Annotated in this window: 23 protein-coding genes; 19 read left to right on the plus strand and 4 right to left on the minus strand. The window is 69.0% G+C overall.

Annotated elements, in window-relative coordinates; genetic code table 11:
* Positions 1–52 precede the first annotated feature (52 nt).
* The 3 genes from ABZ848_RS46125 (at position 53) to ABZ848_RS46135 (ending at position 1,311) form a co-directional block, all read left to right on the plus strand.
* Entirely contained in the window at positions 53–496 is a 444-nt protein-coding gene (locus tag ABZ848_RS46125) for a DUF6325 family protein (protein WP_360842094.1), read from the plus strand.
* Between the two features lie 50 nt (positions 497–546).
* Complete coding sequence (locus ABZ848_RS46130; RefSeq protein WP_360842096.1) at positions 547–834, plus strand: SHOCT domain-containing protein; 288 nt, start codon at positions 547–549, stop codon at positions 832–834.
* A gap of 264 nt (positions 835–1,098) precedes the next feature.
* A complete protein-coding gene (locus ABZ848_RS46135) occupies positions 1,099–1,311 on the plus strand; it encodes a hypothetical protein (protein WP_360842099.1) in 213 nt (70 codons plus the stop codon).
* Positions 1,312–1,422: 111 nt separating this feature from the next.
* On the opposite strand, the gene ABZ848_RS46140 is transcribed toward ABZ848_RS46135, so the two are convergent.
* Entirely contained in the window at positions 1,423–2,724 is a 1,302-nt protein-coding gene (locus ABZ848_RS46140; RefSeq protein WP_360842101.1) for an MFS transporter, read from the minus strand.
* A gap of 669 nt (positions 2,725–3,393) precedes the next feature.
* Positions 3,394–4,080, minus strand: a complete 687-nt coding sequence (phoU, locus tag ABZ848_RS46145; protein WP_360842104.1) for a phosphate signaling complex protein PhoU — start codon at positions 4,078–4,080, stop codon at positions 3,394–3,396.
* A gap of 366 nt (positions 4,081–4,446) precedes the next feature.
* On the opposite strand from phoU, the gene ABZ848_RS46150 reads away from it, so the two are divergent.
* Positions 4,447–4,842, plus strand: a complete 396-nt coding sequence (locus tag ABZ848_RS46150; RefSeq protein WP_360842106.1) for a type II toxin-antitoxin system PemK/MazF family toxin — start codon at positions 4,447–4,449, stop codon at positions 4,840–4,842.
* 217 nt (positions 4,843–5,059) lie between these two features.
* Positions 5,060–5,335 carry a hypothetical protein gene (locus ABZ848_RS46155; RefSeq protein WP_360842108.1) on the plus strand — a complete coding sequence of 92 codons (276 nt, stop codon included), beginning with the start codon at positions 5,060–5,062 and terminating at the stop codon, positions 5,333–5,335.
* Between the two features lie 58 nt (positions 5,336–5,393).
* Here ABZ848_RS46155 and ABZ848_RS46160 read toward each other — a convergent pair whose 3' ends face one another.
* The gene (locus ABZ848_RS46160) at positions 5,394–6,959 is read right to left on the minus strand and encodes a DHA2 family efflux MFS transporter permease subunit (RefSeq protein WP_360842110.1); all 1,566 of its coding nucleotides are present in this window, start codon (positions 6,957–6,959) and stop codon (positions 5,394–5,396) included.
* A 67-nt stretch (positions 6,960–7,026) separates the two neighbouring features.
* Between ABZ848_RS46160 and ABZ848_RS46165 the strand changes: the two genes are divergently transcribed.
* Together ABZ848_RS46165 and ABZ848_RS46170 are read left to right on the plus strand one after the other, a co-directional pair.
* Entirely contained in the window at positions 7,027–7,695 is a 669-nt protein-coding gene (locus ABZ848_RS46165; RefSeq protein WP_360842113.1) for a helix-turn-helix domain-containing protein, read from the plus strand.
* A 364-nt stretch (positions 7,696–8,059) separates the two neighbouring features.
* A complete protein-coding gene (locus ABZ848_RS46170) occupies positions 8,060–8,692 on the plus strand; it encodes a DUF2461 family protein (protein ID WP_360842116.1) in 633 nt (210 codons plus the stop codon).
* Positions 8,693–8,694: 2 nt separating this feature from the next.
* Here the strand turns inward: ABZ848_RS46170 and ABZ848_RS46175 are convergent, their stop codons facing one another.
* Positions 8,695–9,774: a hypothetical protein gene (locus ABZ848_RS46175; RefSeq protein ID WP_360842119.1), complete on the minus strand. Its 1,080-nt coding sequence runs from the start codon at positions 9,772–9,774 to the stop codon at positions 8,695–8,697.
* Between the two features lie 150 nt (positions 9,775–9,924).
* Between ABZ848_RS46175 and ABZ848_RS46180 the strand changes: the two genes are divergently transcribed.
* The 12 genes from ABZ848_RS46180 (at position 9,925) to ABZ848_RS46235 (ending at position 22,373) form a co-directional block, all read left to right on the plus strand.
* Positions 9,925–10,137: a hypothetical protein gene (locus ABZ848_RS46180; RefSeq protein ID WP_360842121.1), complete on the plus strand. Its 213-nt coding sequence runs from the start codon at positions 9,925–9,927 to the stop codon at positions 10,135–10,137.
* A gap of 163 nt (positions 10,138–10,300) precedes the next feature.
* A complete protein-coding gene (locus ABZ848_RS46185) occupies positions 10,301–10,834 on the plus strand; it encodes a galactosyltransferase-related protein (RefSeq protein ID WP_360842123.1) in 534 nt (177 codons plus the stop codon).
* Positions 10,758–11,252, plus strand: a complete 495-nt coding sequence (locus ABZ848_RS46190) for an NUDIX hydrolase (RefSeq protein WP_360842126.1) — start codon at positions 10,758–10,760, stop codon at positions 11,250–11,252. Before ABZ848_RS46185 ends, ABZ848_RS46190 begins: the two co-directional genes overlap by 77 nt.
* On the plus strand, positions 11,249–11,938 hold the full coding sequence (locus ABZ848_RS46195) for a TauD/TfdA family dioxygenase (RefSeq protein ID WP_360842129.1): 690 nt from the start codon (positions 11,249–11,251) through the stop codon (positions 11,936–11,938). The genes ABZ848_RS46190 and ABZ848_RS46195 overlap by 4 nt, the downstream gene beginning before the upstream one ends.
* 517 nt (positions 11,939–12,455) lie before the next feature.
* Positions 12,456–12,851 (plus strand): hypothetical protein, encoded by a 396-nt coding sequence (locus ABZ848_RS46200; protein ID WP_360842173.1) that lies wholly within the window; start codon positions 12,456–12,458, stop codon positions 12,849–12,851.
* Positions 12,852–12,898: 47 nt separating this feature from the next.
* Positions 12,899–13,309, plus strand: a complete 411-nt coding sequence (locus ABZ848_RS46205; protein ID WP_360842132.1) for a hypothetical protein — start codon at positions 12,899–12,901, stop codon at positions 13,307–13,309.
* A complete protein-coding gene (locus ABZ848_RS46210) occupies positions 13,306–13,488 on the plus strand; it encodes a hypothetical protein (RefSeq protein WP_360842135.1) in 183 nt (60 codons plus the stop codon). Before ABZ848_RS46205 ends, ABZ848_RS46210 begins: the two co-directional genes overlap by 4 nt.
* Before the next feature lie 222 nt (positions 13,489–13,710).
* Positions 13,711–13,860: a hypothetical protein gene (locus tag ABZ848_RS46215; RefSeq protein WP_360842138.1), complete on the plus strand. Its 150-nt coding sequence runs from the start codon at positions 13,711–13,713 to the stop codon at positions 13,858–13,860.
* A gap of 89 nt (positions 13,861–13,949) precedes the next feature.
* Positions 13,950–14,702, plus strand: coding sequence for a DUF4097 family beta strand repeat-containing protein (locus ABZ848_RS46220; protein ID WP_360842141.1), 753 nt, complete (start codon positions 13,950–13,952; stop codon positions 14,700–14,702).
* Positions 14,703–14,807: 105 nt separating this feature from the next.
* Positions 14,808–16,709 carry a molecular chaperone HtpG gene (htpG, locus tag ABZ848_RS46225; protein ID WP_360842144.1) on the plus strand — a complete coding sequence of 634 codons (1,902 nt, stop codon included), beginning with the start codon at positions 14,808–14,810 and terminating at the stop codon, positions 16,707–16,709.
* Positions 16,710–17,358: 649 nt separating this feature from the next.
* The gene (locus ABZ848_RS46230; RefSeq protein ID WP_360842147.1) at positions 17,359–21,222 is read left to right on the plus strand and encodes a S8 family serine peptidase; all 3,864 of its coding nucleotides are present in this window, start codon (positions 17,359–17,361) and stop codon (positions 21,220–21,222) included.
* A 149-nt stretch (positions 21,223–21,371) separates the two neighbouring features.
* Positions 21,372–22,373, plus strand: a complete 1,002-nt coding sequence (locus tag ABZ848_RS46235; RefSeq protein ID WP_360842150.1) for a helix-turn-helix domain-containing protein — start codon at positions 21,372–21,374, stop codon at positions 22,371–22,373.
* Positions 22,374–22,483: the final 110 nt, after the last annotated feature.

Here is a 22,483-nt window from a genome sequence, read left to right on the forward strand (position 1 = left end):
AATTGACACGGGGGTCGTGGGGACGGCAGCCACGAGCACCAGAGGTGACACCGTGAGCGACGAATTCGAAGACGTGGGTCCCATCGACTATCTGGTCGTCGAGTTCCCCGGCAACCGGATGACGGGCGAGGGCCTGCCCATCCTGGTCGATCTCGTGGACCGCGGACTCATTCGGATCCTGGACCTGACGTTCATCAAGAAGGACGACGACGGATCCGTGACGGGCATGGAGATCGCCGACTTCACCGGCGACGGCCGACTCGACCTGGCCGTCTTTGAGGGAGCGTCGTCAGGACTTCTGGGCCAGGACGACATCGACGAGGCGGCCAAGGCGCTGGAACCGGGCAGTTCCGCCGGCATCCTGCTCTACGAGAACCGGTGGGCCGCGCCCTTCGCCGCCGCTCTGCGCCGCGGCGGGGCCCGGATGGTCGCCTCGGGGCGGATTCCGGTGCCTGCGATCGTCGCCGCTCTCGATGCGGCCGAGGCCTCCGACTGATCATCGCCGGTGACGCCGACGGACAGCTGATGGACAGAAGGGGTAGTGCCATGCCAGGTCTTCTCCGCGGGGTCGCGCGCACCGCCGTCGTCGCCGGAACGGCGACCGCCGTGTCGAACCGTGTGTCACGCCGACAGCAGGGGCGATGGGCCGCCCAGCAGCAGTACCAGGAGCCTGCGCCTCGCTCGGCTTCCTACGCCGAAGCGCCGACGCCTCCGCCGGCCCCCGACATGTCCGGCAAGATCGAGCAGCTGAAGCAGCTGGGCGAGCTGAAGGAGCAGGGCATCCTCACCGAGGCCGAGTTCGAGGAGCAGAAGCGCAGGCTCCTGCAGGGATGACCGGTCCCGCAGCAGAGATAGGGCACGGGGGCCGGTTCTTCCTGCGGCCAACCACCAATGGTTGGGAGCATCCGACTCCTCTACGACGGTGATCCGGTAGGCACCGTGCTGGGCCGTTTGGTGCTGCAGAGCCGACAGAACCGCGACGAGGTTGCGGGCGCGCAACGGGTTGTCAGGTGTCGACCGGTAGGGGATGACGACATCGACCGGGCGCTCCACGAGCAAGGTCGATTCTGTCGTCCTGGCCGCGGAGACTGGCGAACGGTGGAACACCAGGCGTGTCTCGGCCTCGATCATGGCGGCCATACGCTCCAGGTTTGCGGACGTGTGGGGCGCAAGAAGGCCGCGGGCATGATCAAAGAGGTCCGCAGGGCTGGATGTTGCCTGTTCGCGCAGGTCATTGACGTCGGGGCGGCGATCTCCGGCGATGCTCGTGAAGAACGTGAAGGCGATTTCGTTCAGTTGCCGGCTCGATGACCAGCAGGTCGCACTCACGGTTCGGGAGGTGGCGTCGAGATGGGTCACAACGGCACCGGCGACCCAGGAGGCGGCATCGATGTCACGGCGCGGGAAAGCGGGCATGCAGTCCTACCGTTCAGGCTTGGTCGTGGACGGAGTAGTCGTGGGACTGGCTGGAGGCCGGGTTCTGAGCGTGCCGGCTTGGCGACGGCTGTGATTTGAGGGTGTCTGCGTGCCGACGATGCCGCCCATGAGCGAGCCGATCACAACGATCGCCAAGATGGCGGACCACAGGAGAGGCGGGTACTTGAGGCCCAGGCCGATCGCGGCGGGACCCAACGCGTAGGACAGGGTCCACGTGGCCTGGAAGACGGCCATGTAAGGGGCCTCGTGCCCCTCGGGCGCGTGCGCCACGGCCAGGGCGGAGGCTGTCGGCTTACTGACGATCTCGCTCCCGGCGAGCAGGATCGTCGCACCCACGGCGAGTGAGACGCGCAAGGCTCCAGACGGAACGGACAGAGAGAAAACGGCGATGACGCCGAGCGCGGACGATGCGGCGCTGAAGGCAAGGACAGCTCGCCGCGACCATTCGGCTGCGTAGTGCACGAGTGGCACTTGGCAAAGGCTTATGACGGTGTAGCGGACCGTGAGCAGCGCGGCAGCCAGCGCGGGCGCCTCTCCCAAGGTATCGGTGAGATAGAGAGGGAAGGCCACGCCGGGGATTATCCAGCTCGTCGAGAGAGCTGTCTGCGACACCACCAGACGCATGAAGCCGCGATCTCGCAGAGCGACTCGAATTGATTCGGGATTCTTTTTGGCCTCAAATCTGTTGTCCGGAATTCCGATCAGCAGAAAGAGACCGATGAGGTAGGAGACGACATTTGCGGCCAATGCCAGGCGCAGGCCCGTAGAACTGTTCACGGACAGAGCCAGTGCGGCTATCAGTGTCCCGGAGCCCAGGGCAATGGTCTTGGCCGAGTTGGCGACGGCGAAAAGGAAACTGAGACGTTCACGCCCGAACTGTTCAGTCGCCAGAACAGGCCACGCGGTGCCATTGAGACGGTCACCCACGAAGATGAGGAGGGCCGCGAACGGGACCACCACCGCACGGTATGCGGCGAACACCAAGAGGAAACCAACACCGCTAAGCGCACTGCTGGCCATCATCGCGCGACGCCCGCCCAGGGCGTGAGTGACGCGGCTGACCGACGGCATCAGGGCGAAGGACAGCACGGCAGAGATCGTGACGAGCGGACCGCCCACTTCGGGAGCGATCTTATTAACGGTGCTCAGGTAAAGAAGGAGCAGCGAGGAGAACATTCCGCTGCCGACCGTGTCGACCAGAATAGATCCGAGAACGCGCCTCTTGCTTCGCCCGGAGGCGACGGCCGATAAAGCGCTCGATAACCGAGCGCCACCGACCTTCAGCATTGCAACGTGCCCCTTTCGTAACTGGCCTGCAGCGCCGACAGATGGCCAGGACACCGTCGGCCCCCACTCAAGATTTCACCATGAAACTATGCAGCCTTCACTCGGATGTCAATTGCAGTTTCCTTTATGTTTACCTTCATGGCACAAGGATCGAGCCTGCTGGAGGTTTTGTGGATATTGGAATTTTCGGGAATATCGGGCCGCTGCGTGAGTCGGGCCCGAAGGCGCAGGGATGTCACCGGCTGTAATCATCCATGAGGGTGCGGTGTCCAACGGTGATAGCTGCGGCCCAGGGGTTCGGTCGCTGCCTTTCCCCAGGTCGCAGCGACCCCATGCCTCGCTCCGTGTTGGCTTGCTCCGTCCGGCCTTCGGGCGCCCAGATCCCGACAGGAGGGGCACGCTCTGCTGTCGACATGCGCGCCCGGCGGCCCCTGTTGAATCATGTTTCCATCGACATGAAAAGGTGTTGCCTCTTGTTGGGATGGCGGAAAATGACCGTGCGGCACAGAGGGGCGCACCGCAAGATCCAGTGAGCGGTGCGGGCCCTAGTACGACCTGGTGCAGCGGTGGGACGGCCTCTGTTGTGCGGCGCAGACCTCGGACCCGTACGCGCAGGAGCCGGCGGAGAATCTGGGGCCGGCCCGGCCTTGACGGCCTGCATGGGGCAGTTCAGGTTGTCTGCCCGCGCGGGGTGGGCGCGGTGGCGGCCAGTTCCTCGGCCTGTTCGCCGGTGACCAGCAAGACCACGCGGCGGGCGACGGAGACGGCGTGGTCGGCGAAGCGTTCGTAGTAGCGGCCGACCAGAGTGATGTCGACGGCCGTCTCCACGCCGTGGTGCCAGCGCTCATCCATCAGGTGATGGAAGATCATGCGGTGCAGCTCGTCCATCCGGTCGTCGTCCTGCTCCATCTGCAGGGCCGCCTCGACGTCCTGGGTGATGAGCACCTCGGCGGCCTGGGCCATCAGCCGCTGGGCGAGCTGGCCCATCTCCAAAAGCGTGCGACGCAGATCATTCGGCACCGCGTGCTGGGGATGGCGCCGCTGGGCCACCGTCGCGACATGCTGCGCCAGAACGCCGCAGCGTTCCAGGTCCGCGCTCATCCGCAGTGAGGTGACCACCATCCGCAGATCCGTGGCGACCGGCTGCTGGCGGGCCAGCACCGCGATCGCCCGCTCCTCCAACTCCCGCTGCAGCGCTTCGACCTGTTCCTCGGTGGAGGTGACGCTCTGCGCCTGCTGGATGTCGGCGTCCAGCAGGGCGCCGGTGGCCCGGCCCATGGCCGAACTGACCAGGTTCGCCATCTCCACCAGTGCCTGACCGATCAACTCCAGTTCCTTGTGATACGCCTCGCGCATCCCGTCCTCACCCTCCAGTCCGCAGCCCCGTCTTCACCGACTGCCAGCCTCGCACACCGCTCAGGCAGTACAGTCCAGGCGCGTTCCGGATATGGGACATCGTGGAGTTCCTTCGCCGGGCTGGTCTGGCGGACTGGCACCGGATCGATGTGCTCACTTCGAAGTTGATCGAGTGGCTCCGGCGCGCGATCTGGGCCATCAGGCCCTCGAACGCCTCCTTGCCAGCGGGCAGGGTCTACGCTGTGACCTGCGGCCACCGCATGATCTTCAGTCTTCACACACCGATGATCAACGGTGGCCGCACCTGTCTGCCCAGCGCGTCTGGGTCGCGCAGCGTCTGTCTGCGGTCATGGGTCTGGAGGACTTGTGCAACGTGGCGAAGTCTGGTGGGTCCAGTTCGACGAGCGGAGGTTGGTCGTACTGCTGTCGGGAGACGACACGTCCGGGATCCGGGTGATGCAGGTCGTCGCTCCGGCGGGCGTCGACATCAGCGGTCTGGGCATCGAAGTGACGGTCGGCGCCGGTGAAGGACTGCCGTTCGAAGGCGTGCTGCGGCTCGCGTTCCCGCGTCCAGGCTTCACCCCGTGCACGTGGGTGACCACTGTGTCCCGGGACGACCTGATAGAGCGGGCGGCCGTCCTGTCCTCCGTGAAGCTCAGCGAGATTGACGACGCCCTCCGACTCGCTGAACAAGCACAGGGAGCGGACCCCGGCCACGACCGCGAAGCTCAGCGAGATAAGGGATGCCCTCCGTCACGGTGAACTCGGGTAGACGGAGAAGGAACCGACGCCCGCGACAGCGTGGGCTGTCTCGGGCAAGATGATCGACACTGGCCGTCTGCTGCCTCGGCGCCCCTCACCACCGAGATCACGATCTACCGCTGGAGTACCAGGCAGTCACTTATCCACAGGCCCTCACGAGGGTTGCGCGTCCGCTGCACGGCACTGCCCCGAGTTGGTCACGAGCACGGGGGTGCTCATGCCGTACGAAGTGGAGCTGTTGTTGCGGGTGGAGGAGGCACCCGCCGAGCTGCCCGAGAGCGCCCGACAGGAGCTGATGGAGGTGATCGCCATGGCGCTGGTCCGGCCAAGCTCGTGGCCGGCACCCGGCGGCTGGGCCACCATCCGTACCGCGCAGAATACGAACGCCTGCGGGAGCTGGGGGTCAAGAGGCGCAGTGACGCACACTCCCTGCGGTTCGGGGCCGGTCCAGCCGCTGCCGCTCCGCACGCGGCACAGCAACCGCCGCCCCTGATCGTGAGCAGCGCGCCGCAACAGGTCTGGGTGCGGTGCTTGACTGAAAGGGCATCTGGTCAGCTGTTGGTCACAGTGAGTTCGACTCGTTGAACCTCGGGCGCGGGCTGACGCGGGGGCTGAGGGGGCAGGAAGGCGGCGGAGAGCAGGGCACCTGCGATGGCGACGAGTCCGGCTACGACGCATCCGACGCTCAGTCCGTGATCGAAGGCGGCGATGGCGGTCTGCCGCACGGTGTCGGCCAGGCCCGACTGCCCGTGGGCGACGAGTTGGCCGGACACCCCGAGCGCTGCGCCGACCGACTGGTGGGCCAGGTGGCTGAGTCCGGCGGGCAAGGAGGCCGGCAGGCCGGTGTCGAGCCGGGCGCTGTACAAGGTGGCGGAGACGCTGCCGATGATCGCGACGCCGAGGGTGCCGCCGAGCAGGCGGGTGGAGTCGTTGACCGCGGAGCCGACGCCGGCCTTGTCCGCGCTGACCGCTCCCATGATGGATTCGGTGGCGGGGGCGGAAGTGAGGCCCATGCCCAGGCCGAAGAGGACCATCTGCACGGCGATGACGCCGTAGCCGAGGGTCGGGGACATGGTGGCGGCGACCCAGAAGTAGAAGGCCGCCTGGAAGACCAGCCCGGCGGTGACGATCGCCTTGGTGCCGATCCGTACCGCGAGGCGCGTGCCCAACGTGGAGCCGACGGCGACGGAGGTCGCGACCGGCAGCAGGTGCACCCCGGCCGACAGGGCGCTGTAGCCGCGCACGAACTGGAAGTACTGGGTGATCAGGAAGATGAACCCGAACAGGGTGAAGAACGCGATCGTCACCGAAGCGCTCGCCGCGCTGAACCGCATGTCCTTGAACAGCCGCACGTCCAGCATCGGTTCGGTGGCCCGGCGCTCGCTGAGGATGAAGACGGCCAGCAGCACCACCGCTCCGGCGAAACCGGCCAGCGAGGCGGGCGAGCTCCAGCCGCGGGTGGGGGCCTCGATGATGGTGTAGACGAGCAGCCCCATGAAGCCGCTGGACATCACCAGACCCAGATAGTCCAGCCGGTGCGGGACCGCCTCCTTGGAGCGCGGCACGAACAGGGCCACCAGCGCGATGACGGCCAGCGAGAGGGGGCCGAGCAGGGTGAAAATGCTCGCCCAGGAGTAGTGAGCGAGCAGGAATCCACCCACGATCGGACCCAGCGCGATGGCGACCCCGGCCGTCGCTCCCCACAGGCCGATCGACAGGGCCCGCTCGTTGCGGCTGGTGAACACGCCGGTGAGCAGCGCGAGGGTGGACGGGAACGTCATCGCGGCGCCCAGGCCCATCACCGCGCGGGCGGCGATCAATTGCTCGGGGGACGTGGCGTAGCCGCCGAGGAAGCTGGACGCCCCGAAGACCAGCAGGCCGGCCATGAGCATGCCCTTGCGGCCGAACCGGTCGGACAGGCTCCCCGCGGTTAGCAGCAGCGCGGCGAAGACGAGGTTGTACGCGTCTACGACCCACTGCAGCTGCGAGATCGAGGTGCCCAGCTCCCGCGTCAGCGCAGGCAGCGCCACGTTGACCAGGGTCGTGTCGAGGTTGATCAGGAACGAGGCCGTCAGGAGGGCGACCAGCATGAGGGGTTTCGATGGCGATCGAGTCATGGTTTAAATATAGGCACGACTGGTTTAGTTTTTCTACCGAACGCTTTATCTGAGGTAAGGTCGTCGTATGCGGAGCTATGACCAGTACTGCTCGATCGCCCGAGGGCTCGACGTCGTCGGGGACCGCTGGACACTGCTGATCGTTCGGGAGCTCTTGGTACAGGGCCCATGCCGGTTCACCGATCTCAAGAACGGGCTGCCCGGGATCGCGACGAACCTGCTCTCGACCCGCCTCAAGGAACTCGAGTCGGCCGGGCTGATCACACGTGAGGACGCGCCGCCGCCCGTCGCCACCGTCCTGTACCAATTGAGCGAGAGCGGCCGGGAGTTGGAGCCGGTCCTCAAGGCACTGGGCATGTGGGGGCTGCGGTTCATGACCGAAGAACGCCCCGACGACACGTTCCGGGCACAGTGGCTGGCCTACGCCCCAGCGTGGTTCACCGTCGACGCCGACCCCGACGCCCCGCCCGCCGTCATCCAGCTCATCGCGGCCGGCGAGACGGCCGTCATCGAGCTGCGTGACGGACAGGTCCACACCCGGACCGGCAGATCCAGCAACCCCGACCTCGTCCTGGACGGCCCGCCCCGCGCCGTCCTCGGACTGCTCGGCGGCATCCTCGACCTCGACTCCGCCGGCCACCTCGGCCTGACCGCCACCGGCCGACTCGGCCTGCTCGCCCGTCTGCGCCCCATCTCTCAAGACCATGCTCCTGGCCGGCGCGGGGCACACCGATAGGCCGCGACAGCCACCCCGACCCGGGCGCGCGCCTTTCGAAGGAGGACTGCGGCGGCAACTGGCAGCTCCCCGACTACCCCACCTTCCTCAACGCAGTCGGCTGAAGACTCCAATGGAGGAAGTGACAGGTCCTTGAGACAACAGCCCCAGGCATCGGCGTGAGACAAGCGACGGGGGCTGCACAGGTACCGCCCGCTTCATATCGACTGCACTCTCCCTGTTCCTAGACGAACTCGCCCACCGCGCACGGCGCATCGAACTGGCGGGCGAGCCCCGCCACACCACCTCCCACCTTGTCTGGGGTTACGCCTCCCGGCCCGTCTCACTCTCCGCGCGCGAAGCATGGGTGAGCTATCCTCCGCGCATGCGCGGACAGTTCACCGGCTGGCCGGAGCAGGCCATGGACGTGTTGTGGCAGCTCCAGGGCGAGCCAACCCACGCGACCCGCGAGCGCTGCCGCGCGGACCGCGAACGCATGGTCCGGCAGCCGATGATCGCCCTGCTCCACGAGGTCGCGGACACCGACCCCCGGTACGAGGACTTCTCCGTGTGGCACTACCGCACCAACTCCTGGTGGTGGCAGCACCAGGGCGCGGTGATCCGACTCGGCCGCAAGATCGAGATCGGTCTCCGGTTCGACCTGGACGGCCTGCGGATCCAGGGTGCCTGGTGGTACCCCGATCCCGGCCAGGTGGACATGTTCCGCAAAGCCGTGGCCTCCGAGGGGAGCGGCCACGAACTGTCCGCCATCGTCGAGGACGTGCGGAAAAGGGGCTACGACATCTCCGGGGACGTGATGAAACGCCCCCCGCGCGGCTATCCGACGAATCACCCCCGTATGAACCTGCTGCGCCACCGTTCGCTGATCGCCGCCCGCCCCCTCGGCGGCGAGCAGTGGCTGCACACCCCCGAGGCAGTCGACCGGGTTCTCTCGGCCACCGCCGATCTGGACGCCCTGCTGATGTGGCTGGTCCGCCACGTGAAACGCACCACCTGACATCACGAGGGCACCGCGCGGCATGGGAGGACCCACACCCGTGCCGTCGGCTCGGTGGAGCGCGGACAACCAACGAGATCTTCGAGGTCGGCGAGAACTACCCGGGCACGGGCGCGCAGGGGGGCTCGCGGGGCCTGCTTCCGTGATAGCGAGGGGAACATGGTCGCCGACACTCCCCCGCACAACAGCACCAACACCTGGCTGCGAACCTCGCTGCACCAGTCAGCGTAGAGCCGCACGCCGACAGCACGTGAGACAAGCCGCCCAACTGCCCTTCCTCTAGACGTCCTTGCCCCCTCTGCGGTGCTCTCCTCGGCCTCCTGTCGGCACGGCTGCCACAGGAGTCCGCGCACCGGCGATGTGTCGGCCTGCCACGTCCAGGCCGCCGTCGCGGGCCGATCCCCTGCCTGTGCGGGGCGCGACCTGGTTAGCGCGCCGGCCCTCGTGTCGAGCGCCCTGATCCGCTCCGCGACGCGGTGATCGGGAAGGTGGTATCTGGTGCCCTGGACCTCCTCGACCTTCAACCGCTCCACCGCCTCACGCACAAACGCGATACGGGGGCGAGTCGGGTGGATCTCCGAGATGGCAGGGAGGCTGAAGTTGATGTCGATGCGGGCGTCCGAGTTCAGGGCTTCGTCGATCCAGAGCTCGCCGTCGCGCAGTTCACCTCGGCGCAGGTGCTGCAGGTACAGGCAGTAGGCCGCAGTCGCGTCGCCGGCGCCAGCGGCGAACTGCCACCACCAGATCGCTCCCTCGTCCTCCTGGGCGAGGCTGTTCACGTACCGTGCCGCGCAGTGGGAGACGGTCGCCGCCGCGCTCACCACCAACCGCCAGCGCGTCGCCTCCCCCGCCTTCGACCCCGAGAACCTCGAGGCACCCCGCACCCATGTGCTGGTCTTCCACGGCGTCGGCGGCATCGGCAAGACCACCTGGTCCAGGACGCTCGAGGCCACGCTCGCCGACGCCGGCCACAGACCCGCCCAGTGGAGCGCACCGGGCTGGCCGGCCGACCAGCTCCTCCCCTTGCGCATCGACCTCGCACGGTCCGCCGGAACCGACTTCGAGCAGATCATGCTGACCATCCGGGCCGCCCTCACCCGGATCGGCCGCCCCTGTCCGCCTTCGACCTGGCGCGGCGCCACTGGGAGGCCAACCACCCCGGCGAGCCGCTGGAGGAGTACCTCCGCCGCGGCGGCCTCGGCTCCCGGTTCGAACAGGCGCTGTCACAGCAGATGCAGTCCGCGCTCGCCGATGTCGCCCAGGCGCTCATGCTGCCCGGCACCGTCGGCTCGGTCGTCGACCAGGTCACCGGCGCCCTGATCGGCGCCCCGCGCGAACACCGCCGTACCGTACGGGCGTTGGCGGGTTGCGCCCGGCTGGCGGACCTGCTGGAGGCCGAACCCGACCTGGACGCCCTCAGCTTCTATCCGCACCTGCTGGCGTAGGAGCTCGCCCGCCTCCCGGACGGCAGGAAGGCCATGCCGGTCGTCCTGCTCGACACGGTGGAGGACATCGGCGACCGCACCCGCCGCCACCTGGAAAGGCTGATCCAGCGGACGGTATGGCTGATGCCGAACACCCCTGGGCAACGTACCGGCGAACCCTCAGATGCCGCTGGACAAGTACATTCACGTCCCCTATACGGGCCCGTTCAACAGGGCACTCGCCATGAACCGGGGCGCCGAGCAGGCGGCTGACGGGAGCATTCTGTGCCTGCTCGACGGCGACATCCTGCCCGACGAGGAATTCATCCTCCGAAACGCAGCCCGCGTATCGCAGGATCCCAGCCACCTGCACTTGCCCTACAGCGACATGTTCTGCCTTCTGCCGGCCGACTCCGCAACGATGGCCTCCGACGGCTACCGTCCCGGGAGAGAGCACAACGGGTATCTCATCACACATCCCGTGGGCGGGTGCGTATGGATCACCCGAGAATCCTTCATGTCCGCTGGGGGATTCGATGAAAACTTCAAAGGCTGGGGTGGTGAGGACCGAGACTTCGCCGACCGCGCTCACAAGGTCGCACCGATCCGACGGCACCCCGAACTCTTGAGCCATCTTTTTCATGAGCGGCCCGTCATGCCATCCAGCAGAAAAGAGATCATGGCTGCAGCCGGAAAGACCTTCGAAGGAGAGGAGTAATAAAATCGACACGTCGTTCAAAGCGATTCTGCTCGACTCCGAAATGCGCGTACTCTTGGGCACCAATCCCCGCGAGGAGTGGGAACTCCTGGGTGGCCGTGCCGAGCCCCATGACGCGACGCCGCAGGACACGGTGCGGCGCGAGGTCTATGAGGAGGCCGGGATCGACATCGCGGTCGGTGCCATCGTCGACACCTGGTACTACGACATCCCAGGGGAGGGACGCGTCGCTGTGACCAGCTACCTGGCATGGCCTCTCGGGGATGTCTCACTCGTCCTCGGCGATGAGCATGCCGATCTGGCGTTCTTTCACTCTCGGGAACTCGACGGCATCAACTTGCCCGAAGGGTATCGGACGTCAATCCGGATCGGAATCGACAGGCTCAGGAATCTACAGGGGGAGGCTACTCACTCATGACCGTGGTCATCGAGGAGAACGACGTCGCACGGACCGACGAGCTGAAAAACGTGGTACTAGCCGATGGCATCGCACGGTTCTGCCTCAGGTCGCGTCAGGAACTCGTGGAGTTCAGCGCCGGATTTGGCGAACTGCTCATGCACCGCGACGCCGAGCCGGACGCGGTGACCGTCGTCCGCCACGTCCCAGAGGTGGACGGCGAGGACGGATACGCCGGGCTCTCGGCCGGCCCCCTCCTGCCCCACACCGACGGTTCCGGCAACTCGGTAGTCCCTCGGTACATAACGCTGTGGTGCCAGAGGAACGAGGGAACAGGCGGCGAATGCTCGATGGCGGACGGCCAACGCGTCGTCGAGGACCTTCAACAGACCAGCCCCTGGGCTATCGACGCACTGGCCAGGCCGAACGCAGCCATCTACCGGTCTGGTCGCGAACAGTACTCCGGCCCCGTGATGTCACAGGACCCCAACGGGCGCTGGCAGTTCCGCCTCCGGCTCGACTCGAACGGCTTCTTCTCCGCCGAGACTCTGCACGCTGTCACCCGGCTGCGGGAGGCCATCGCCCTGCGGACCTTCACCTTCGCCTTGAGTCCCGGCCAGGGCTACATCATCGACAACTGGCGCTACCTGCACGGGCGACTCACCTTCGCCGGCGAGCGCGTCATGCTCCGGACGCTGATCAAGTAGTCAGACCCCGCGCCCAGCAGGACCGCCTCAGAGGGATCTGCCGGGCCAGCGTGGCCACCACATGCTGATTCACCACGACGTGTACGGCAGCGACACCCGCCGCCTGGGCGAGGTCCTGCGGGTGCGGACCCTGACCCGTCTCGGGGTCGACGTCCGCGTCGGGATCGGTCTTTCGGTCACGGTCGCGGCGACCGCCTCCGCGCAGTTTTCCGAGCCCGGCGGCGTCCTCGCCGTCGCCCCCCGGCGAGGCCGCGGAGTGGCTCGGCCGGCTGTCGGTCGACGCCCTGCATGGCATCGCACCGCGCCAGGCCGCGGTGCTGCGCGACTACGGCATCCACTACGTCGGCCTGCTCGCCGCCGTCCCCACCGCCACGGTGCAGCGCCTGCTGGGCGGGAAGGCCGCGCGGCTGGCCGCGGATCGGGCCCGCGGCATCGACCCGCGCCCCGTCGTCCCCCGCGCCTGCCGGCCACGGCGAGCGTGCGCTGCACCTTCGAGCGTCACACCCTGGGCGGCGCCATGGTCCGGGCGGCCCTGCTCGCTCTGGTCGTGCAGCTCGGCACCCGGCTGCGCCGGCGGGGCCAGGTGGCCCGCGCGGTGACCTTGAGCCTGCGGTTCGCGGGCGGCGCCTTGTGGGAGAAGACCCGCCGCCTGCCGGAGGCGTCCGCGCGCGACGACGATCTGCGCCTGCTGGCCTACCAGGTTGATGGACGGGGCCGGCCTTCAGCGCGGACGCCTGACCGGTCTCACCCTCAAGGGGGAGGACCTCATCGGCGTCGACCGGGCGGCACGGCAGATCAGCCTCGACACCACCCGGGAGGCTCGCGTGGTCGCCGAGGCGGCCGTCGACCGCGTCCGCGACAAGTTCGGCCCGGGCTCATCGGCCCCGCCGCGGTCTACCGCCGCACCTCCTGAACGCCGCCCGCTGACCGTGTCCGCTCTGTATCTGCCCTGGAGGCACGATGCTGCTTCACCCGCCGGGCCCGGCCTCCATGCCCCTGGGGCTGCCGCACATGCGCCACGTGCAGGCCGTCGACGACGCTCTCATCGCCCGCGGCATCCCGCGGGGTACCGTCCGCGCCGACTTCTACCCTCGCCATCGCGGCCTGGCCACCTGGATGAAGCTGACCTGGGACATCAGCCGCACCAGCGGGCACGGCGGCATCCGGCTGCACTGGATCGAGCGCCAGGGCTGGTCCTACGCCCTGCTCGGGCCCAACCCCTACGACGTCACCCTCTACGCCGGCATCGCCTCCCTGCGCACCCCCGTCGCCGACCCGGAGAACGTCGCCTGCATCGCGGAGGGGCTGTTGTACGACCGGCGGCTGCCTGAGATCGACTACCGGGGGAGTGGGAGGGCGCCGCGGAGTTGAACGCGGCCACCCGCCGCTTCCGCCACTCCCTGCTCGGGCTGTCTCCCGCGGTGCGCCTGGAGCGGGAGCTCGCGACGACGGAGGGCATGGAGGTGCCCATCGACCCCCGGACCGACACCTACGAGCAGGCGATCGTCGCTGTGAACGCGGCGTACGGACAGACCGCTGCCACCTGGTGATCGGCCCGCAGAATTGAGGCGGTGCCGTACCGTCTGCGTTCGGCACGGCACGGCCCGCGCAGCCTACTGGCCGGACCCGGGCGGTCAGCCGGCCTCCCGCGGGGGAGCCCGGAACCTCCCGGCAGTCGGAACCCGCGGCGTCGCGCCCAGTACGGCGACCCCGCTGACGCCCCGCCATATCCCGTCCGTGTCACCCACCTCCGCCAGCGCACCCATGGCCCCGTGGCCACGGCCGTCCAGCGCTTCCTGAGGCCCCGCGTGATCCGCTTCCTGAGATGTCGCCGCGAGGGCAGTTGGGGCGGCCAGTACTGCCTCCGCCACGGCCGCCAGGGCCGTCGTACGGTCAGCAGCGTCCGCCGGGACATCCCGTAGGGCCCGGCCTCGGCCTGCCCAGGCCTGTCCGTCCAGCCGACGCCGCGCGCGCCGCCATGGCCGCGTCGATGCGGGGCAACCGTAGGGGCATGAAGGTGATGCCTCTACGGCGCCTGATGCCTGCGACGATGTTGCTGCTGCTGGCGCTGCCGTCCGCGAGCTCCTGCGACAGCGGTGGCACCGACCCCTCACGGACCGACAACGCACTGCGTGCGGCGGCGTCTGGAGGCGAAGTCTTGATCAGCACCGACAACGGACTGCGGCTGCGCCCGGCCAGCGGCCGCCACATCACGGTGGACGACCGCATCGACGGGCACTGGTCCCACCACGGCGACCGCTGGACCCTTGATCTGGACTGCGCCGACCACGACGGTCGCGGCTGTCCACGGATGCCGTACGTCGAGATCCCCGACGGCGTGAAGGTCATCGTCACCGCCCGCAACGCCGGCGTCGACGTGGTGGACGTCGCCGCCGCGTTGGACGTCACGACCGTCAATGGTGATGTGGCAGTGACCCACTCCGGTCAGGCGCACGCCCCGTTGCGGCTGTCCACCCGCAACGGATCGGTGCGCGCGACATCGGTGGAGGCTGGCCGGCTGCACGCGAGCACCGTCAACGGCGATGTGGTGGTGCAGTGCGCTGCCGCGCCCGCGGGCGTGACCGCGAGGACCGTCAACGGCTCGGTCGATGTCACCGTCCCCCACGACGCCCCGGCTTACCGCGTCACCATGAGCACCGACAACGGGCGCACCACGACCGATGTCCACGTCCAGGATGCCGCCCGAAACCGCGTGATGACCCTGACCACGGTCAACGGTGACGTCACGGCCCGCCGGGACTGAGGTGTGACGAGCTGTCAGTTTCACGTGAAACACCCTGACGTGGTGTTTTAAAGTGAATGTCGCTCGTTTTCCGCGACTCAGGGACCTGTGAGGGACACGCGAACCATGTCCACCGAAACGTTTGAGTTTCAGGTTGAGGCCCGTCAGCTGCTCCAGCTGATGATTCATTCGGTCTACTCGAACAAGGACGTCTTCTTGCGGGAGCTCGTCTCCAACGCCTCGGACGCGCTCGACAAGCTGCGCCTGGCCGCCCTGCGCGACGACGGCCTCGACGTGGACCTGTCCGATCTGCACGTCCAGATCGAGGTGGACCCGGAGGCCCGAACGCTCACCGTGCGGGACAACGGCATCGGGATGTCGTACGACGAGGTCGGCACGTTGATCGGCACCATTGCCAACTCCGGTACGGCGGCGCTCCTCAAGGAACTGGAGGAGGCCCAGGACGAGGCCGGCGCGGAGGGGCTGATCGGCCGGTTCGGCATCGGGTTCTACGCCGGATTCATGGTGGCCGACGAGATGACCCTGGTGACCCGGCGCCTCGGCGAGAGCAGCGGCACGCGCTGGTCGTCCCGCGGTGAGGGCACGTACTCGCTGGAGAAGGTCGAGGAGGCGCCGCAGGGCACGTCCGTGACGCTCCATCTCAAGCCCGCCGACCCCGAGAACCAGCTGCACGACTACACCTCCACCTGGAAGATCAGGGAGATCGTCAAGCGGTACTCGGACTTCATCACCTGGCCGATCCGTCTCGTCCCCCAGACCGGCGACGGCGAGGAGACGGCCGAGCCGGAGACGCTGAACTCGCGCAAGGCCCTGTGGGCACGCTCGCGCGAGGAGGTCTCGGCGGAGGAGTACCACGAGCTGTACAAGCACGTCAGCCACGACTGGCGCGACCCGCTGGAGACGATCCGGTTCCAGGCCGAGGGCACCTTCGAGTACCAGGCGCTGCTGTTCCTGCCGGCCCACGCCCCGCACGACCTGTTCACCCGGGACTTCCGGCGCGGTCTGCAGCTCTACGTCCGGCGCGTGCTGATCATGGACGACTGCGAGGCGCTGCTGCCGCCGTACCTCCGCTTCGTCAAGGGCGTCGTCGACGCGCAGGACCTTTCGCTCAACGTCTCCCGGGAGATCCTCCAGCAGGACCGCCACATCAGGATGATCCAGCGGCGGCTGACCAAGAAGGTCCTGTCGTCGGTGAAGGAGCTGAAGGCCAACGACGGTGAGAAGTACGCCACGTTCTGGCGCGAGTTCGGCGCCGTGCTGAAGGAGGGACTGCTCGGCGACCCGGACAACCGCGACGCCATCCTCGCGGTCGCGTCCTTCGCCAGCACCCATGAGGGGGACGAGCCGACGACGCTCCAGCAGTATGTGGAGCGGATGAAGGACGGTCAGGAGCACATCTACTACCTGACCGGCGAGTCCCGGCAGAGCATTGAGAACTCCCCGCACATGGAGGTGTTCAAGGCCCGAGGCATCGAGGTCCTGCTGCTGACCGACCCCGTCGACGAGGTGTGGGTCGACGCCGTGGGTGAGTTCGAGGGCAGGCAACTGCGGTCGGTCGCCAAGGGCGAGATTGACCTCGACGTTCAGGATGGCGAACAGGAGGACAGCGCACGGCAGGAGCAGGACGAGAGCTATGCCGGCCTGCTGGAGTGGATGAAGGAGCAGCTGGGGGAGGAGGTCAGGGATGTCCGGCTGTCGACCCGCCTGACCGTCTCACCGGCGTGTGTCGTCTCCGATGCCCATGACCTCAGCCCGGCGCTGGAGAACATGTACCGTGCGATGGGCCAGGAGGTGCCGGTCACCAAGCGGATTCTCGAACTCAACCCCGGTCACGCGCTCGTCCGTGGCTTGCGGCAGGCCCACGCGGAGCAGGAGGACCGCGCGGAACTCGCCGAAACCGCCCAACTGCTGCACGGACTGGCCGTCCTCGCGGAAGGCGGACAGCCCAAGGAGCCCGCCCGGTTCGTCAAGCTGGTGGCGGAACGGCTGGAGCGCACGCTCCGCTGAGCGCGAGGCCGTCGACGCGGCACGGCGGTTGCGCTCCCCGGCCGACCGGGGCGGGACCGCCGTGGTGGAGGAGCCATGGGGCTCCTCCACATGCCCGGTGTTGCCGCGCCGGGTGTTCGAACAGGACATCCAACCGGCCTCGGATGAGCATGGCCGGGATGCCCTTCGGACATGCCGCCCGCGCCATCCGTACCGGGATTCGCTGGTGATCCTCCGGCCGCAGCGACACCGCGACCACCTCCACCGACGACACCACCCCGCACACTCCCAGCCAAGCACCGCGCACAGCCAGCCGTCAGCGGCTTACCAACACCACCAGCAGAGTCACGGCATTGGCCCCAAAGCCTGTCCCACAATGATCAACTGGCTCGACATGCTCAGCGTCGAGCACGTCCGCCATGGGCCGGTCTTCAACGAGCCGAGGTTGTGCAGGCGGTTCATGCGGCGAAGGTGTGTCCAGCAGGCAGGGCACCGTGAGTCAGACCGGCCTGATCCAAACGACAGCCCCTAACGAGGGCCGCGGCCGCACCCCGTGGCGCCATTGGGACATGTCGCAGGTGTGACACCAGTGGCCAGTGACATGCCTACCGCCACAGCAGATTCTGTCGGACAGCGCGTGACTCCCAGCTGTACGAGAGGTGCTTGGCTGATGGCATGGATCCGCCTGACGGCGGCGATATCGACAGGATTGCTGCTGGCCGGCGGAGGCGTACCGGCGGCCTCCGCCCAGACGCCCCGGGACAGCGCGGCGCGACCGGCCGGGGGCCCGGGCGGGCCGCCCGTGACCGTACGCCTGGTGACCGGCGACCGTGTGACGGTGACGCCGGGGGCCGACGGCCGCCGCGCCGCCTCCGTCGAGCCGGGACCCGGCCGCGAGGGCATCGCCTTCCGCACGTACCAGGAGGACGGCGGCGACCTGACGGTGCTGCCGTCGGACGCCGCGGACCTGGTCTCCGCCGGGACGCTGGACCGGCGTCTGTTCGACGTGTCCACCCTGATCGCCCAGGGCTACGACGAGGCCGGCACCTCCGCGCTGCCGCTGATCGTCTCCGCCTCCCCGCGCGGCGGCGTCGCCCGGACGACCGCGAAGAGTGACAAGGCCGCGGCCGCCGTCGCCGACCGGGTCGCCGCGTTCAACGAGGCATCGGCCCCGGCGCGGACCCTCGCCAGTATCGGCGCGCGGTCGCTGCGCGTCGCGGACGACGACCTCGGCGCCTTCTGGAAGGCCTTGAACCCGGGCGACGCCGAGGGCACCGCCCGAGCCGCCGCGACCCCGCGGGTGTGGCTGGACGGCCGGGTCGCGCCGGTCTTGGACCGCAGCACGGCGCAGATCAACGCGCCCACGGCGTGGAAGGCCGGGTACGAGGGCCAGGGCGTGAAGGTGGCCGTGCTGGACACTGGTGTGGACGCCGCCCACCCCGATCTGGCGGGCCGGATCGCGGAGGCGAAGGACTTCTCGGGCAGCGGGAACACCGTGGACCACTTCGGGCACGGCACGCACGTGGCGTCGATCGTCGGCGGTACGGGCGCTGCGTCCTCCGGTTCCCGCAAGGGCGTGGCACCGAAGGCGGAGCTGCTGATCGGCAAGGTGCTCGGCGACGACGGCTACGGCTCGGAGTCGCAGGTCATCGACGGCATGGAGTGGGCGGCCGCCGAGCACGCCAAGGTCGTCAACATGAGCCTCGGCTCCGACGAGCCGACCGACGGCACCGACCCGATGAGCCAGGCCCTCAACACGCTGTCCGCCTCCGGCGACACCCTCTTCGTCGTCGCGGCGGGCAACGCGGGCGAGAACGGGGACTCCACCATCGGTTCGCCCGGTGCGGCCGACGCCGCGCTGACGGTGGGCGCCGTGGACCGCGACGACTCCCTCGCCTCCTTCTCCAGCCGCGGTCCGCGCCTCGGCGACAAGGCCGTCAAGCCCGACGTGACCGCCCCCGGCGTCGGCATCGTCGCCGCGCGCGCGTCCGGCACCACCATGGGCGACCCGGTCGACGCGAACTACACGGCGGCGTCCGGCACCTCGATGGCGACCCCGCACGTGGCGGGTGCCGTCGCGCTGATCGCCCAGCAGCACCCCGGCTGGAGCGGCCGGCAGTTGAAGGACGCGCTGATCAGCACCGCCCACACCGTGCCGGGCACGAAGGCGACCGAGCAGGGCGGCGGCCGGATCGACGTCGCCGCGGCCATGGGCGCGGTCACGGCCACCGGCAGCGTGCTGCTGCCCGCCGTCCAGCTGGGCGGCGACAAGCAGCAGTCGGCGACCCTGCACTACACCAACACCGGTGACAAGGCAGTGGACCTGAAGTTGAGCGTGGCCCTGGCCAACTCCGACGGCGTGGCCCTGACGGCCGGTGTCGTCGCGCCCGGCGCGAGCACCGTCCACCTCGCCCCCGGCGCCTCCGCAGACGTGCCGCTGAGCACCGACCCGAAGGACGCCAAGCGCGGCGCCTACTACGGCTACGCCACCGCGACCGGCGCTGACGGCACCGTCCTCGCCCACACCACGCTCTCCCTGGTCGTGCACGCGCCGCAGCACCGGCTCACCGTGATCGCCCGCGACCGCGCGGGCAAGGTGCTGCCGGGCTGGCTGCCGACGATCTGGGGCCAGGACGGCTTCGTCTCGTACACCAGCGCCGACCCCGCGGTCGCCGTCGTCGAGGAGGGCACCTACCAGGTCGACTTCAGCACTTTGGACAACGCCTCGGACGGCCAGGAACTGGTCGAGGTGATCAACCCGCAGGTGAAGGTCTCCAAGGACACCACGGTGACGCTGGACGCCTCCAAGGTCACCCAGGTGCAGATCCGCACGCCCGAGCCCGCCGAGCAGCGAGGGATCCTCAGCTACCAGACGTACCGGCGCATCGAGGGCCACGGCCTGATCCAGGGCGTGATGTTCTTCGACGTCGCCAAGCGCATCTACGTCAGCCCGACCGCGCAGGTCACCGACGGCACCTTCGAGTTCGCCTCGCGCTGGCAGATGACGGCCCCGCAGTTGCGGGCGAAAGTGTCCGGCACCTCGGCGCCCTTCGTCCCGTACTACCTGCCGACCTCTCCGGTCTTCGACGACAACGGCGTCCGGCTGACCGCGGTGGACGCCGGAGCGGGCACCGCCGCGGACCTCAAGGCCGCCCATGTGCGCGGGAAGCTCGCTGTCGTCCGCTACGACTTCGGCAACGACGCCGAGCTGGCGAAGGCCGCCTCGGACGCCGGGGCCAAGGCGCTGATGCTCGTCATGCCCGAGGGCTTCTTCCCCTGGACGCGCTGGCAGCCGGAGGGCGACCGCCTCGCGCTGCCGATCATGCGCGCCGGCACGACGGAGGGCACCGACCTGCTCAAGCGCGCCGGTGAGCACACCACCACGGTGGACTTCTCCGGCACGGTGAAGAGCCCCTACCTGTACGACGTGATGCAGGTGTCCCAGCAGCGTGTTCCCGAGAAGCTGGTGTACACGGTCAGCGAACGGAACAGCGCGGTGGTGAAGGCCGCCTACACCCGCACCGGCGCCTCGGCCTGGGGAAGCGAGCAGCGTTTCGGCTGGCGCCCCTACCAGGAGTTCGCCTGGAACCAGTACACCCGTGACGTGCCGGTGGGACAGCAGCGCACCGAGTACGTGACGGCCGGTGACACGTTGTGGAGCCACACCGTGCACCACGACACCGTCATGGACCGCGACCTCGAGCTGGGCGTCGGCATGCAGGACGCCGCCCGCACCTACCGGCCCGGCCAGCACGCCGCGGAGAAGTGGTTCGCGGGGCCGGTGCGCCCGTCGATCCCGCACGGTGTGACGGGCTGGCCCGGCTCGGTGCGCAACGGCGACACCTTGTCCCTGCACATCCCGGAATTCACCGACTCCCAGTCCGGCCACTGGTCGTTCGCGGAGGCCAGCTCGCTGGGTGGCGGTGTAGGCACCGGTGCCGCGGTGTCCGCGGTGGGCGACCCGAGCGACGTGGCCCACGCCGAGGTGTACCGCAACGGCCGGCTCGTGGCGCAGTCCGACACCGGGGCCTGGGGCGGATTCGAGGTGCCCGCTGGCAAGGCCGGCTACCGGCTGGACCTCACCACCGCCCGTACTTCCGCGAACTGGCAGTTCGGCACCGGCACCAGGACGTCCTGGACGTTCACCTCGGACACCGCGGCGACGGCCACGCTGCTGCCGCTGCTCCAGGTCGACTACAGCGCGCCGGTGGACTTCCGCAACGCGGTCGGCCCGCGCCGGTCGCACACGCTGGGTCTGAACGTACGGATGCCGGACGGCCTGGCTGCCCCGCGCGGGGTCACGCTCAAGGTCGAGACGTCGTACGACGACGGCCGTACCTGGCACATCGCGCACACCGCCCGCACCGCGCGGCACGGCGGCACGCGCTTCACCGCCGCGGTCGAACGGCCGTCAGGCGTGCGCGGGGACGCGTACGTCAGCCTGCGGGTGACCGCGGTGGATGCCGCGGGCAACAGCGTGCGGCAGACCGTAGACCGCGCCTACCTGCACCACGGCCCCTCCTCGGGGCGGTGACGTCGGCCCTGCGGAGCGGCTGAACGACGGCGGGTGCCCGGGCGGACGCCCCGGCACCCGCCGTTTGCTTGCCCGGTGGTGGCTCGCGGTGCAGACTTCAACGGGTCGTCCCCTGCTCGGGGTTGGGCTCGGCGAGGGAGGGGCACGGCATGCTGGAGGCGGCAGGTCTCACGGCGATGGAGGAGACGGTCTACCGGCTCCTGGTCGGGACCGCGACCGCGTCGGCCCAGGAGGTCGCCGACCGGACCGGGCTCCCGCGCGACTCCGCCGAGGCCGTCCTCGCGGCCCTGCGCGGCAAGGGTCTCGCCAGCCCCACCGACCGCGATCCGCTGCACTACGCCGCCGTACCGCCTGACGTGGCGCTGCTGCCGCGGTTGCAGCGCAACGCCGACGCGCTGGACAAGGCGCGTACCGCCGTCACCGACCTGCTCGACAGCTACCGCAGCACACGCCGCAGGCACGACCCCGGCCAGCTCATCGAGGTCATCACCGGAGCAGAGGCGCTGCGCCAGCACCTGCGGCAGATGCAGGACAACGCGCGCCACGAGATGCTCTGGTTCTGCAAGGCGCAGTACGTGGCGATGCCCTCGGGCAGCAACCGCGCCGAGTACGACGCCCTCGCCCGCGGGGTGCGCTACCGCGTCCTGTACGAGCAGGCCTTCTTCGACGACGAGGGCGCCGTCGACAACGTCGTGGAAGGTGTCCGCGCCGGTGAGGTGGCCCGGTCGGTTCCGCACCTGCCGCTGCGCCTGGCCGTGGCCGACCGCGCCATCGCCATCTGCCCGCTGGTCCCCGGTGGCCCCCAGGGCAGTCCCCAGGTGGCGACGGCCGCGCTGGTGCGGGGCAGCAGCCTGCTGGAGGCGCTCATCTCGCTCTTCGAGCGCTACTGGGAGACCGCGGTCCCGCTGAACGTCAGCGCCTCCGGCGGGGTGGAGGGCAGCGACGGAGTCGTCGACGCCGACCCGCTGACCGAGACCGACCGTCGGCTGCTCTCGCTGCTCGTGGCCGGTGTCGCCGACAAGGCCATCGCGAGTCAGATGGGGCTGAGCAGGCGCACCGTGCAGCGCCACATCCAGCACATGATGACGCTCGCCGGCGCCGACACACGGATGCAGCTCGCCTGGCAGGCCGCTCGCCGCGGCTGGCTCTGAGTCCCGCCGCTCCCAGGCGAACTGACTGCTCGTCAGTCCTGGTTGGGTCACCGTCCGGTGCGGGGCCGGCTGGGCGTGGGCGAGCCCGTACGGACCAGTTTCCTGCGTTC

Origin of the sequence: Streptomyces sp. NPDC047081 (assembly GCF_040643775.1) — a bacterium.
In the GTDB taxonomy this organism is placed as follows: domain Bacteria; phylum Actinomycetota; class Actinomycetes; order Streptomycetales; family Streptomycetaceae; genus Streptomyces.

Excerpts from the sequence above, each read along its gene's own strand:
- ABZ848_RS46130 (WP_360842096.1), top strand. The coding sequence starts at position 547 with ATGCCAGGTCTTCTCCGCGGGGTCGCGCGCACCGCCGTCGTCGCCGGA.
- ABZ848_RS46140 (WP_360842101.1), bottom strand. The coding sequence starts at position 2,724 with ATGCTGAAGGTCGGTGGCGCTCGGTTATCGAGCGCTTTATCGGCCGTC.
- phoU (WP_360842104.1), bottom strand. The coding sequence starts at position 4,080 with ATGCGCGAGGCGTATCACAAGGAACTGGAGTTGATCGGTCAGGCACTG.
- ABZ848_RS46155 (WP_360842108.1), top strand. The coding sequence starts at position 5,060 with ATGCCGTACGAAGTGGAGCTGTTGTTGCGGGTGGAGGAGGCACCCGCC.
- ABZ848_RS46160 (WP_360842110.1), bottom strand. The coding sequence starts at position 6,959 with ATGACTCGATCGCCATCGAAACCCCTCATGCTGGTCGCCCTCCTGACG.
- ABZ848_RS46165 (WP_360842113.1), top strand. The coding sequence starts at position 7,027 with ATGCGGAGCTATGACCAGTACTGCTCGATCGCCCGAGGGCTCGACGTC.
- ABZ848_RS46170 (WP_360842116.1), top strand. The coding sequence starts at position 8,060 with ATGCGCGGACAGTTCACCGGCTGGCCGGAGCAGGCCATGGACGTGTTG.
- ABZ848_RS46175 (WP_360842119.1), bottom strand. The coding sequence starts at position 9,774 with ATGGTCAGCATGATCTGCTCGAAGTCGGTTCCGGCGGACCGTGCGAGG.
- ABZ848_RS46180 (WP_360842121.1), top strand. The coding sequence starts at position 9,925 with ATGCAGTCCGCGCTCGCCGATGTCGCCCAGGCGCTCATGCTGCCCGGC.
- ABZ848_RS46185 (WP_360842123.1), top strand. The coding sequence starts at position 10,301 with ATGCCGCTGGACAAGTACATTCACGTCCCCTATACGGGCCCGTTCAAC.
- ABZ848_RS46190 (WP_360842126.1), top strand. The coding sequence starts at position 10,758 with ATGAGCGGCCCGTCATGCCATCCAGCAGAAAAGAGATCATGGCTGCAG.
- ABZ848_RS46195 (WP_360842129.1), top strand. The coding sequence starts at position 11,249 with ATGACCGTGGTCATCGAGGAGAACGACGTCGCACGGACCGACGAGCTG.
- ABZ848_RS46200 (WP_360842173.1), top strand. The coding sequence starts at position 12,456 with ATGGTCCGGGCGGCCCTGCTCGCTCTGGTCGTGCAGCTCGGCACCCGG.
- ABZ848_RS46205 (WP_360842132.1), top strand. The coding sequence starts at position 12,899 with ATGCTGCTTCACCCGCCGGGCCCGGCCTCCATGCCCCTGGGGCTGCCG.
- ABZ848_RS46220 (WP_360842141.1), top strand. The coding sequence starts at position 13,950 with ATGAAGGTGATGCCTCTACGGCGCCTGATGCCTGCGACGATGTTGCTG.
- htpG (WP_360842144.1), top strand. The coding sequence starts at position 14,808 with ATGTCCACCGAAACGTTTGAGTTTCAGGTTGAGGCCCGTCAGCTGCTC.
- ABZ848_RS46230 (WP_360842147.1), top strand. The coding sequence starts at position 17,359 with ATGGCATGGATCCGCCTGACGGCGGCGATATCGACAGGATTGCTGCTG.
- ABZ848_RS46235 (WP_360842150.1), top strand. The coding sequence starts at position 21,372 with ATGCTGGAGGCGGCAGGTCTCACGGCGATGGAGGAGACGGTCTACCGG.